General features: G+C 45.7%; 8 protein-coding genes. 3 read left to right on the top strand and 5 right to left on the bottom strand.

All coding sequences use genetic code 11. The features are described from left to right. Nucleotides 1-30: 30 nt before the first annotated feature. Entirely contained in the window at nt 31-771 is a 741-nt protein-coding gene (locus FJQ58_RS23315) for an S-layer homology domain-containing protein (protein ID WP_139997214.1), read from the bottom strand. Nucleotides 772-957: 186 nt separating this feature from the next. Between FJQ58_RS23315 and FJQ58_RS23310 the strand changes: the two genes are divergently transcribed. After that, nucleotides 958-1428: a helix-turn-helix transcriptional regulator gene (locus FJQ58_RS23310; RefSeq protein ID WP_139997213.1), complete on the top strand. Its 471-nt coding sequence runs from the start codon at nt 958-960 to the stop codon at nt 1426-1428. A gap of 78 nt (nt 1429-1506) precedes the next feature. On the opposite strand, the gene FJQ58_RS23305 is transcribed toward FJQ58_RS23310, so the two are convergent. The 4 genes from FJQ58_RS23305 to FJQ58_RS23290 form a co-directional block, all read right to left on the bottom strand. Beyond that, complete coding sequence (locus FJQ58_RS23305) at nt 1507-2613, bottom strand: SGNH/GDSL hydrolase family protein (protein WP_139997212.1); 1107 nt, start codon at nt 2611-2613, stop codon at nt 1507-1509. A gap of 51 nt (nt 2614-2664) precedes the next feature. After that, a complete protein-coding gene (locus tag FJQ58_RS23300) occupies nt 2665-5145 on the bottom strand; it encodes a hypothetical protein (protein WP_139997211.1) in 2481 nt (826 codons plus the stop codon). Further along, nucleotides 5142-6584, bottom strand: coding sequence for an L-fucose/L-arabinose isomerase family protein (locus FJQ58_RS23295; protein WP_139997210.1), 1443 nt, complete (start codon nt 6582-6584; stop codon nt 5142-5144). The genes FJQ58_RS23300 and FJQ58_RS23295 overlap by 4 nt, the downstream gene beginning before the upstream one ends. A 65-nt stretch (nt 6585-6649) precedes the next feature. Beyond that, the gene (locus FJQ58_RS23290) at nt 6650-7747 is read right to left on the bottom strand and encodes an SGNH/GDSL hydrolase family protein (protein WP_139997209.1); all 1098 of its coding nucleotides are present in this window, start codon (nt 7745-7747) and stop codon (nt 6650-6652) included. A 290-nt stretch (nt 7748-8037) separates the two neighbouring features. On the opposite strand from FJQ58_RS23290, the gene FJQ58_RS23285 reads away from it, so the two are divergent. Beyond that, nucleotides 8038-10410, top strand: coding sequence for a helix-turn-helix domain-containing protein (locus tag FJQ58_RS23285; protein WP_139997208.1), 2373 nt, complete (start codon nt 8038-8040; stop codon nt 10408-10410). A gap of 61 nt (nt 10411-10471) precedes the next feature. After that, nucleotides 10472-12058, top strand: coding sequence for a glycoside hydrolase family 3 protein (locus FJQ58_RS23280; RefSeq protein WP_139997207.1), 1587 nt, complete (start codon nt 10472-10474; stop codon nt 12056-12058). The last annotated feature ends 36 nt before the right edge of the window (nt 12059-12094 follow it).

Below are 12094 nucleotides of genomic sequence, written 5' to 3'. Positions count from 1 at the left end.
ATTCTTGAGAGAATACAGATTGTACAGATCCTATTTCGTTCCTGGTATTTGCGGGCTTGTTGACCCAGGTGATCTTTTTGCGTTTGTTTCTGAATCCAGATCCGGTTGTGGCGATGGTGCAGGATGTGCCTTAATGTATTCAAGCACATTGTAGATTTGTTCCGCTGCTTCCGCACGAGTGATTTCAGCTTTAGGATGGAATTTCCCTTGTTCATCTAATTTCACTACGTTATAAGCAAGTGCACGCTGAATGGCTCCATCATAATCAACGGTTAGTTCCGTGCTATCATTAATCTGAACGGGAACAAGCTTAATCATTGGCAAATTACTATGTGACTCAAACGTGCTCATAAGCTGGTAAGTAAATTCTTCTCGTGTCCATTTCTGGTTAAGATCCAGATCGGCTGGCAGTACGATCCCATTAACGCTTGCCGTAATTAAAGCATTAGCATACCAAGCATCGTTGTTAGCGTTTTTGAAATAATCCGTAGCTTTAGGTTCGACAAGGAATCTGACTAGATCCAAGTTCAGATTCGCAGCATTCACAATCAGCTGAACACCTTGCGCCGCTGTGATGGTGTTATTCGGGGCAAATAAGTCGTCCGAAATACCACGGACTAAGCCTTGTTCTTGTAACGCAACAATTTTATCCTTTGCCGCGATATTCGTTATATCCGAGAACGGGTTAGCAGCTGCGAAACTTTGGCCGACAAAAGTTAATGATAATGCGGTAGCAGCGGAAAGAGTAATCAGTTTAAATTTTGTTTTCATTTCTATCACCTCATAGAGTTATTGGTTAAGATTCACGCCTTTTATTGGTTGTTCGGATTAACCAGGCTATCTCAAAGTTTCCTGATGCCGTCCTTACATTAGTAATACAATTGAAGAGCCTATTATTTTTCACACTGAAAAAATATTTTTTTTGACGATCGAAATCGGCTGGTGTTTACTCCTTTTATGTTTAAATCAAAAAAAAAAGCGTATCTAAAAGATCATCGATTCAAATCGCTTCTTATATCGGCTCAGATTACTCTTCTTGCCACAAAGGTAAGGTCAAAAATATTAATCAACCTCCGGGTACAACGGAATTTCGGAATCATTAATCAGATTGAGCAATACGTAAACAGCCATTACCACGAAAACATGACCTTAAAGGATATTGCCGCTAAATTTTATATGAATCATGCCTATTTGGGGCAGTTCTTCCGGCGAAAGAAGGGGACTCACTTCAATGAGTACCTCCATCAAGTTCGCATAGAGGAGGCTAAGCGTCTATTGAGTCGAACCGATTTGAAAATCGCTCAGATCTCCAAAAAGGTGGGCTACAACGACCCCGCCTATTTTAGCGGCAAGTTCGAAAAACACGTAAGCGTTACCCCAACTGCATATCGATCAGAATTGCAGCCGCAAAAAAGTCCACATCCCTGATCAAGGGGTGTGGACTTTACTACATGCAAACCGCCATAGGTTGGCCGGATTGTATCCTGTTCAGCTCATAGCTCGCAGCTAACGCTGTTCGAAAATCAATTTAGCAATAATCGGGCTAAGTGTTTCCGCGATACGGAAATAGCCTAAATCAGAAGGATGAACGCCATCTGTCGTGCATTCCTGATAATCGGAGCCTAACAACTCTGCACCGTCAAAGAAGTGGAGATTAGCATCCCCTTCCTGCCGCAATCGTTCAACGGTTGCCAATTGAAGCTGTTTGCGTTCTTCCCGCAGGCGAAGCTTGGATTCGTCAAAAGCTTCCATCGGCAATCGGATCTGTGTGATGACGAGAATAGGAACTTCGGGATGGCTGGAACGATAAATTCGAATAAATTCAGGCAATGATTCCTTCAGTCGTTCAGTACTAGGCGTATTCGCTTCATAATCCAGAACAAGCAAAGCAGGCGCTTCGATTTGACTGATCAAATGGGCAAGCTCCGGCTCCCCCTGCGCATTGCCTGAGAAACCCAAATTCACCATTTCAATCGGGAATTTCCGGCTTAGTATGTTCGAATAAGCCATACCAGGCCTCGAGGCACAAGCTCCGTGAGTGATGGAGGTTCCATAAATAAGAACCTTCTTGCTGCTGGCAAACCCAGGAAATGCAGCTACCGATGAAGAAGGATCAAGACCGATCCAAACCTCTTTCACCCCTTGATATAACGGCAGATTAAGTGTAATATCCCGCATTTCCCTGGGCAGGGATTCATAGAGAACGGATTCGTATTCCTCTTTCGATTGATCAAAGCGAGTGGTATTGACATAAAGTTGGTTTCCTGTTGTACCGAAATAGCAATCAAGTCCACATTGACCAGTGGCAGGCATTTGGTACATGGTCGCTCGATCAGCCAAAACGACTCTTACATAAAGCTTCGGTGAGTCTGTCTGGAAACGAATTTGCACGCCCGTCGTATAATTCGCAAGCCGATCTACCTCTGAGCGAATGGGATGACTTGGCTTAAGTGGCAATCTTCGATATACCCCATCTTGTTCAAGCCAAGGCAGCCCTGTTATTCGAAAGGGCTCACTTAGAGGCGAATGCCATGTCCAGTCGCTGCTCGTATCCACAGCTATTTTCATATTTTGATCCAGTACCTCTTCCTCATTTTCCCTTGATGTATTCATCCATTCTCACCAGCCTCTCACATGACGGATTTTTTGTAGCAACGAGACGATTTACCATGAAATATCAATATTTCCGCTAATTTGAGTTAGCCGTATACAATTTCCGATTGCCTTACCGGTTAAATCCATAGCTTGTTCGCCGAGCTTCACTTCCACATTGCCCGCTTGCAGCTCGGCAAGAGGTGGATAAATGGTCACGTCGGCCTCAATCAGATTGTAAATGCTTATCGTACGGAGCGTGCGATTGCGTTTCTTCGGTGTTGGAACAGGCTGATTTTCTCTGCATGTTATCCGAGTTATTTGCTTTTGCTTAACAAACAAGCGGCATTCATCATGAAACGTTCGGTCAAGTGCATAGGAGGCCGTTCCTTCCCCAATCATAGCCGTCTGTCCGACGATCAGTGGAGCACCATCAGGGAATTGAAGCTGAAGTCCCACAGACGTATCCTGCTTGCAGCCGGTAAGGATAAAGGCGTTATCATTCCTTGTGATGAACAGCAATGCCGATTCGGAAGCTGCATCATCCTTTGATTGGTACAAAGAATAACCAAATGGTTGCAGGAGATAGCGCACATATAAGGAGGAATCCACAAATTCCTTCTCCTGCCGAACCGGCAAATGCGTTACGCCTGCAGGCTGGAAAGGCAGCGATCCGCGTACCCACCCGGCTTGGCCTCCATTCCATTCAGGCAAAGCTCTTGTTAGCGTAAATACGCGGTCCACCCCTAACTGATTCACGCTTACATGCACGAGTGTATTGCGATCAGTCAGGTCGTCCACAACATCGCTTAACCCACCGCCTGAAATGTGCGAGTGATGGTACAATTTATGATTTCCGTCTCCGCTTACGTGCTCCCCGTTCTTGATCGTATCTCTTGGCAAAGTAAGGTTAACGGAAAAGTCACCTTCAAGCTCATCCTCGCACGCAAGATTCAACAGTTTGCGCAAATCCGGATCTTCGACCCTACCATAGAAAATGATCTTGCCTCCGTTACGGACATAATCGATGATTCTCAGCGCTTTCTCCCCTTTGATCCAAAAAGCCGCTGTAAATAAAATCGTATCTTGAAGCTTATGGATGGCTTCATCATTCATTGCGAAAAAGTCATCCGTGCTAACAACCGTATTCAGCGGCAAGCCTTGGTTAATGGCATTGCGCACAAACCAATCATGGAAGAAAGCGTCGCTCGAATGCTCGTCTGATTCAGCCATTGCTTCATGCAGCTCTCGAAATGGGTACAACCACGTTAAGATTCCCGGCTGGTCGGGCGCATCTTTGAAGGCCTTCTTAATATGAGGAATAACCTCCATCGGGATATTTTCATCCAGCTCACCCTTTTCCGAATCGATGGTCAAAATTTGTACGACTCCTGGGCTCTCTAACTCCCCCTCCGTGTTAACTCGAGCAACGGTGAGCGGGCAATAAATATCATGCGGCTCCCGATCGTACAAATCCCACCAGGGATTTTGCCAGAACCAAGGATCATTAGCATAAAAACGGAATAAGTAGGTCTGACTCGGGAGCATGGCTATACGTGACATATAACCCGTCAGCTCCAACCCGAAATCATAGTTAAGGGCTCCCCAAGGCGAGTTTGGCGGCGGGAATTCAACATAGCTTCTCTCGTACAGATCCAGTAAGGGAATACAGTCTTTGGCTAGGTCCATGCCTGTACCGTAGTTGGTCCCTCTGACTTCTGTTCGATAATCCGGGCATTCTTGCTTGAATATTTCCCAGAACGACAGCGTCTTGGTCGATAGCTCTTCGTATTGAACCATGCCAAGCTGCTTGCCATCGTAATTAGCTCCTAGATATGTCCATGGAAAGTACGAAAGCGCAAATCCGTTGGAAAACCAAATATAATCAAAGCCTAATGCCGGCAAAAAACTTGCACACTGTCGCCCCAGAAACTCGCCAAATGGCGTACCTTCGGGAATGCCGCCAGGATAAGCTGCATAATCCACATGATCTTCTTTCAGCTTTGACCAACCGCATACAACCGTGTAATCCGCTTTCAACGAGATGAATTGCCCGTTCACTTCAGCAAGGTTGATTTCCGGGTGATGCTTATATTTGAAATCGGAGTAGGCAAATTCAGGTCCAGCGTCAAAAGTCGCTCCTACCTCCATCCGAATGCCATAACGCTCCGCTGCAATTCTTTTGAAGGAAGCGATGATGAATTGCAAATCGCCGTAGGTGATTTTTGCTGTTTCGCTGAGGTAAGGCTGGGCGATTCGCGGATCAGTGCCCTCTGTAAGGTGGCTGAAAAATTGCTCATTGGCGTATCCGATATAGCGGGCCCATTCAATCTCACGCTGCAAATTGCCATCCCAGACTAAAATCTCGCTTCCATCGGCGACCCACAGCAGCATGGAACAGCTGTCCGCCATACCGATCAGTGGAAGCCACTGGCGGATGGCCTCCGCACATACAGACTCGATGGCCTCTGGTGCCATACTCTTGAAAGGCTTCAGGCTCATTTCCAGTGTGACTCTTTGCAAGGCATTCTTTGGTTTTACAATTGTTGTCATATGATTTCCACCTCGATGCCCAGCACCTTGGCAACCTTACGGATCTTCGAACCCACATGCCCCACGCCAAGCGCAAAGTGATGCGTAGGACCTGCTGAGCACCATTTTTCCACGAATTCTGAAACACTGTAATCAAACTTACAGCGTGTATTGGTATTTCCGGTCTGCGGGATTTCCCCCTTAATGGATTCGCCTTCCGTGGCGATCATTTTGTATTTGCCGTTAGCCGTTTGTGAAATGCTGAGCAGCGTAACAGGCCCTGATTTGATGCTGAACTCAACGCCGATGCCAGATCCGCTTTTACCGTGAAACAGATCCAATCCGCGGATGATCGGCTGGCCGTCGCTAATCTTAATATTATGAGGCCCATCATGCCCGACGAGGACAATATCGTCGACGAAGTCACAAGGATGCAGCTCCGCGAATGAACCTCCTGCATCCAGACGGTCCATAATCAACATCGCTGCGCATGTCTTCAAATCGGCTTCTCCGGCAAGCGGAACTCCTTTGCCTGTCAACAACGAGTTACCGAGTACCATATTGGATCCGATCCGTTCATATTCATTATTGTCGAGACCCCGGTAATAATAGGCAAGGCCAGTTAGCCCATTTTCTGCTATCAGCTTATCAAGCCCAACTGCGACTTTGGCTGACCAATCGAGATCCTCCTGCTTGATCGGTCTGGTCACCGGATCGATAAAGGGATCGGATATTTTGAAAACGCTATTAATTTCGTCCAATTTAGCAGCCGTTTCCTTGGATGTTACACCATTGACGAGCTTGGCCAAATCACACATTTCGAGCATTTGCACATGCGAACCAAAGGAAGCCGTAAAAGCTGTCGGATCGGAGTTCATATCATACATACCCTCGTAGGTATGTCCCATATAGCCGATTTTGGCATGTTTGAATGCTCTTCGCGCATTAGCGACCAGGCACCAGTCTTTTAATTCCTTCATCGCACGTTCATCGTCATAGAGCGTTCCTACAATCATTCCCGCCGCAGGTTTTCCCGCTCGCACGAGTACACCGCCTATTTCAGGAAGGGAACAAATATTATCGTTAACTAACTGCATATAAGTTGTCGTATTGCTATAGTCCAGACGCTTTCTTGGCTGCAATGCGACAAGTACCGTTGGAACAGACAAATTCAGGATCGGAGTAGCCGCTGTCGATGAAGTCACATAGGTGCTCAAGAAGCAAAATAGGAAATCAACGTCTTGGGTCTTCAAATAAGACGATGCTGCGAAAGACTTATCTACGCCATCAACGAAGCCCCCCGACACCACCTCAACGTCTTGCCCGCGAAGCATTTCCTCAAATTCACGGCCATAGCCCTCAAGCTCCTCTTTTAATCCCGGAAATTGTGCCCAATACGGCTCGTGCCCCACTGTGATTACGCCCACACGCGCTTTTGCTTTTTGGAATAAACGACTCATTTCCTCTTCATCTCCCTTATCTTGTTTTTCTTCTAATTTTATTTTCGCGGACTCTGAGACCAGCCCTATCGCACTATTCCGATTAATGCCAAATGAAAATTCGTGCCTGTACAGTCCGCTCTATTGCCGTGCACGACCTCCAGTTCTATATGATGCTGCCCTTCCTCCAGCTCATTCGCGATCCAATAGATTTGGAACCAGCCTCCGTCTGCACACCAATTAGGCCGTTCGCGACAAGAAGTGATCGCAGGGCCGCCGTCCAGCTTATAGATGAATTCCGCTGACTTTTTGCCAAAATCGAAGGCTAGCGCAAGTCCCTTACCCGTAAACGAGAAGGATAGCTTCGAGCCGACCGCAGAAGTGCACAGCATGTGATCCACCCAAGGCAGGTGTGCCCTAGCGCGTCTAGTCAACCATGGCCCTTCCAGCTGAACCTCATCCAATGAGAGCGTATCCGCTTGCCCCCAATGATTAACATTAAGCGGCGTTGCGAGCGGTTTAGCGATTTTGGCACTTACCATATTGAAATCCGTTTGCAATTCCTTTTTCAAATAAGCAATGACGCACTGTCCATAACTCAGACTGCCTCGATGTTTAGGATGCAGCCCATCTGGCAGCCACTCATCCCAAGTCATACGGCCCACCTTCACTTCCTGCCAGGCATGCAGTCCGGCCCATACCGTGCTGATGCCATAATGCTCCGCTAACTCTTCAAATTCAGCGATACTGGCGGGAATCTTCCCCTCGGACATGTCCTCGTACATTTTCTGACAGTAGGTATAGACGAATACGAGCTCGCTTCGTCCGTCAGCCAGCAGCTTGCGGATTAATCCCTCTCTCGCTCTCATCCGATGTTCAGAAGGCGTCATGTAGTCATTGACGGCAAATTCAACAAAAATCAGATCACATTGATGGTTGATTACATCCCGCTCCGCACGGAAAACAGCCAAATCGCTGCCTGTCGCACCTATCGCGGCATTCTCCACTTTGATGCGTGCGTGAGGAAACGTTTCTACAAACCAACGCGCGACTGGCTCCGGCCAATTCGGCATTAAGCTGCCATCTTCCGTAATAGATCCACCAATGAAACCCAACGTTAATTGTCCCGTTTGCAGCTTGCTTTGAACTTGAGTCAAACGTCCTCGAAACTGTATTGTTTCCATTTTGCATTCATCTCCACGTGAATTTCGAGTATGGCGAGCCCCCTGGGCAGCAGCCAAACCGTTAGTTTAAAAGTAACTAACACCTGCTAGAATGTATACTTTAAATTGCGTCGAAACCTCTAATAAATGTAGGGAGGCGATCGTGCAGGTCCTCATGGGATCCAAATATTTTCCGTCTGAGAACTATACGATTTATGTTCGTAACTATGAGATACGCAAATTAGATTTACTTTTGCTTTTAGATAAGCTATTCTCACTTCTACAAGGCATGGGAGGAGCAAAGACCATTAATGAAACTAACTACTTTATTCGCATCCAAAAGCTTTCTTTTTAAAATCGTCTTGTGGATCAGCGCATCCGTTCTTTGCATCGTTGGCATTCTATCTGTCATCATTTATTTAAATGCGCAAAACTTAATGATCAAGAAGGAATCAGACAATAGTAAAAAAATACTGCTTCAAGTCAAATACAATACGAACATCATGAATGAAACGATGAGCCGGCTCACGCAGTCCCTCTATATAAATAATGACATTACTTCCATCATGTACGCGGAGCAGGAAAATATCGTTGACGTCATCACACGCCTGAACAATGTCGTTAACTCGTTAACCTCCTCTTATCCCTACATCCACTCCATCAGTGTGTATAATCGCAACCTTGACCAATTTTACAATGCAGGCTCTCCCATTTTCTTCAATGATCCACAATTGTTAGCGTTATACAATTCCGATCAACTGCTGCCGAAATTAAAACCTATCTTTCGCGATATCCAAAAAGTAGTAAATGAAACGAACCGAAGTGAACGTGTTCTTTCCTATTTTATGTATGAAACCGCAATGAACAGCGAAAAGCCGGACGGTGCTGTCGTTATCAATGTCAAACCCGAATGGCTGCTTGGCAATATTAAGCAAATTAATAGGGTTGATCGCCAGCAAGGAAATAACATCTATCTCCTGGATCAGCACGGTGACTATACCGATGTGGATGAAAACCAAGAAAATGCGGATAAATTAAAGTGGTTGAAGAACGAGGTTTTAAATCACACCAAAAATGCTTCATCTTTAGAAGCTGACAGCTCGTTTAAAAGCAAATACATGGACACGCAGTATTTAATAAGCTACCTCTATCTCGATAGCATTAATATGACGTTGTTGAAGATTCAACCAACCTTGGAAGTGTATGGATATATTCAAGGCTTTAAGACAAGTATCATCTTTATTACACTCATTTTTCTTGTGATGGCGATTGTCATTTCCGTCAGCATTTCACGTAAAATCTATGGCCCTATTGGCAATTTAGTGCAAACCATTTCTTCTGGACGCCTGCATACCTTCGAGCAAAGAGGAAAAGGCGACGAAATCTCCTATTTGGATTATGTCTATAAGCAATCCATGGAAAAATTAAACCTTTATGACAAACAGATTTACCAATACGGAGATGTGATGAAGCACTATTGGTTAAACCGCATACTGACAGAAAATTTAAATATGGATACCGCCGAGCTGGAAAGCATTTTTCTTGAAATGAAAATAAGCTTGCCCTTAGATCAGTCCTATGCGGTTTTACTGCTCAAAATAGACAACTATAAAGATTTTCAGCGAAGCTTTTCTTCCAAGGATAAGGAAACGATTCGATACGCCATGATTAACATCACCTCGGAATGGATTTCAAGGGCCTATATTAATGAAGGCCTTGATTTGAAGGATGATCACGTCGTTCTCATCCTTAGCATTCCTCATGGGCATGAGCACTTTGAAACCGGCTTAACAACATTCATTCAAGAAGCGCAACAATTTGTTTGCCAGTTTTATAAAATTACGTTTACTGCGTCAATCAGTCCGATATCGAATTCGATTGACTCGTTGCATAACCTCTATAATAAAGCACTTGATCAAACCGTATACCGCTTTATCTATGGCCATCATTCTATTCTGGATACCGAGAGCTTGCTGCTCAATGAACATAATCAAAAAACAGGATATGCCAAAAATCTGGAAACCCGCTTACAAGAGGCTCTTCGTAAACGCAGCTTAGATGACATTGAGGACGCTATGGGACGGCTGTTCGCCGATATTGGCCAGCTCAACTACTATAATGCGCTTGCTTCAACCTTTCGGCTTTTGGAAACGACCAAGAAGACGTTAGAATCCAGCCCTGATGATACAACGCCTTCTCTTCTTATTGACCTGTCGAGCTTTTCGCTTCAGCTCATGGAGAAAGAGACCTTAAACAGTATCCACGAAACGATCTTTGGTGCGATTAAAGAATCCTTGCTCACGAAGTCAGAGGGTACAACAAACAAAGTAAATCATTACGTTGTAGAAACGGTAGCCGAGTATATCGAGACCCATTTCCAAGATCCGTCTCTTTGTTTAGCATCCATTGCCTCTATTATGAAAATATCCCAAAGGCGTCTAGCGAATCTCTTTAAAGATGCTATGCATGTATCCGTTGCCGACTATATAAATGAAACAAGGCTGGCCAAAGCAGCAGAATACCTATCTGAAAATGAAAATAGCGTACGTGAGATTGTAGAGAAAGTAGGCGTGCTAAACGAAACCTATTTCTTTAGCTTATTTAAAAAGCATTTTGGCATAACGCCTAAAGAATATGCGTTAAAACACAATGTCAAACAGTTGAAAATCCCAAAAAACGAATGAGATTCCTAGTTTATCTGACTATGAATGCTAAAAGCCTACAACAAACGAAGGAGACCTGTCGATGAAGTACACAATAACCCAATCGGAAACGGCCAAAAGCTTAGTTGGAACCCTTTCATTCCGACAATTATTGAACCAAGTATGCTGCCCAACCTATGGTATGGTTGGCAAGGAGCGACTGGAAGAGTTCGGAGCAATGTTCTTTCATCCCATGGACAGGATAGAACTGCAGCACATTATCGAACGTTTTAAAAGCGCTTGCAGCATTCCTCCTTTTATTGTTAGCGATCTCGAATGCGGTCCCGGCAATATGATACTAGGCGCGACAAAGTTTCCTTATATGATGGGACTTAGCCAGACAAATTCGGCAGAGCTAGCCTATGAGGTTGGTACAAGTACTGCGGTAGAAGCCGGAGAGCTTGGCTACAACTGGACATTCTCGCCGGTGGCTGACCTCGCTGTAGATCCTGACAGTCCGGTGGTCAGCATACGAAGCGCAGGGCAGAATCCCGAGCAAGCCATTAAAATAGCCGGGGCTTATATGACAGGATTGCAGGATCACGGCATGATGGCTACGATTAAGCACTTTCCTGGTGACGGCTATTCTTCCTGGGATCAGCATCTGACGACACCGGTCCTTCCACTGGATGTAGAGGCGTGGAGAAACGGGCCAGGACACGTTTTTCAAACATTGATCAATCAGGGGGCTATGACGATCATGCCAGGGCATATTGGGTTCCCTGCCTTTGACGAGCCGGATGATCGTGGGCTGTACCCACCTGCAACAGTATCAAAAAAGCTACTGATTGATTTGCTTAGAAATGATCTGGGGTTCGAGGGGCTAGTCGTGTCGGACGCGATTGAAATGGGCGGAGTTGTCGGCTTTATGAACTACTATGATGCATGTGCGGCGGCACTTACCAATGGCTGCGACATGCTGCTGTTTCCCAGAATGGACGAGCGTTTCTATATCGAGATGGAGAATCGATTCCATGGCGGCAGCTTAACCCTTGAGACACTCCGAGACCGGGCATGCAGAATTGTGTCGCTCAAGGAGCAATTCAGCCTTTTCCAAGACATGCCATCTGCCCCCACAAAGCGGTTACCCGATAAAGCGGCTCACGCGGCATTGGCAGAAAACGTCATGAAACAAAGCATTACGCTCGTTAGAGATCGTGCAAATTTGATCCCCTATCCTCTTCTATCGGAGACAAAAGTTCTGCATGTTGTCATTATGAACAATTACGAGCGTTATGGGGAATTATTTGAAAAGATGAAACAGGAGATTGGCCGCTACTCCGATTCGGTGGACCAATGGATCGATCCGGGTCCCGACGCCCTGTTTAAGGCCGTTGCCGACAAATCGTACGATGTAATCCTTTGCTCCATCGGCAGCCGCCTGAGCTACGGGCTGAATGTCGTTCGGCTGCATGACGAAGTAGCAAGAAACATGATGGGCGGCTGGACCAAATTTGATACGCCGATTATTTTTGTTTCCCACTTCCACTCTTTCGTTCATAAGGAATACGAAGCTTCGATCGACACCATCGTGAATACCTATGGAGATATCGACAGTACCGCCAACTACCTGCTGCAGGCGATCACAGGCAAAATACCGATGAATAGAGAGCTGGTTGCCCACGATTAATAAAAAGGAAAGGCCGAACATGTTAACAGATCAATC

Origin of the sequence: Paenibacillus paridis, from assembly GCF_006345825.1 — a bacterium.
Lineage (GTDB): Bacteria > Bacillota > Bacilli > Paenibacillales > Paenibacillaceae > Pristimantibacillus > Pristimantibacillus paridis.
Note: the sequence above shows the minus strand (reverse complement) of the source record. Positions and strands in the feature narration are given on the sequence as shown.

Bases quoted from the DNA above. Each gene is read 5' to 3' on its own strand.
- FJQ58_RS23315 (WP_139997214.1), bottom strand. From the start codon at position 771: ATGAAAACAAAATTTAAACTGATTACTCTTTCCGCTGCTACCGCATTA.
- FJQ58_RS23310 (WP_139997213.1), top strand. From the start codon at position 958: ATGTTTAAATCAAAAAAAAAAGCGTATCTAAAAGATCATCGATTCAAA.
- FJQ58_RS23305 (WP_139997212.1), bottom strand. From the start codon at position 2,613: ATGAATACATCAAGGGAAAATGAGGAAGAGGTACTGGATCAAAATATG.
- FJQ58_RS23300 (WP_139997211.1), bottom strand. From the start codon at position 5,145: ATGACAACAATTGTAAAACCAAAGAATGCCTTGCAAAGAGTCACACTG.
- FJQ58_RS23295 (WP_139997210.1), bottom strand. From the start codon at position 6,584: ATGAGTCGTTTATTCCAAAAAGCAAAAGCGCGTGTGGGCGTAATCACA.
- FJQ58_RS23290 (WP_139997209.1), bottom strand. From the start codon at position 7,747: ATGGAAACAATACAGTTTCGAGGACGTTTGACTCAAGTTCAAAGCAAG.
- FJQ58_RS23285 (WP_139997208.1), top strand. From the start codon at position 8,038: ATGAAACTAACTACTTTATTCGCATCCAAAAGCTTTCTTTTTAAAATC.
- FJQ58_RS23280 (WP_139997207.1), top strand. From the start codon at position 10,472: ATGAAGTACACAATAACCCAATCGGAAACGGCCAAAAGCTTAGTTGGA.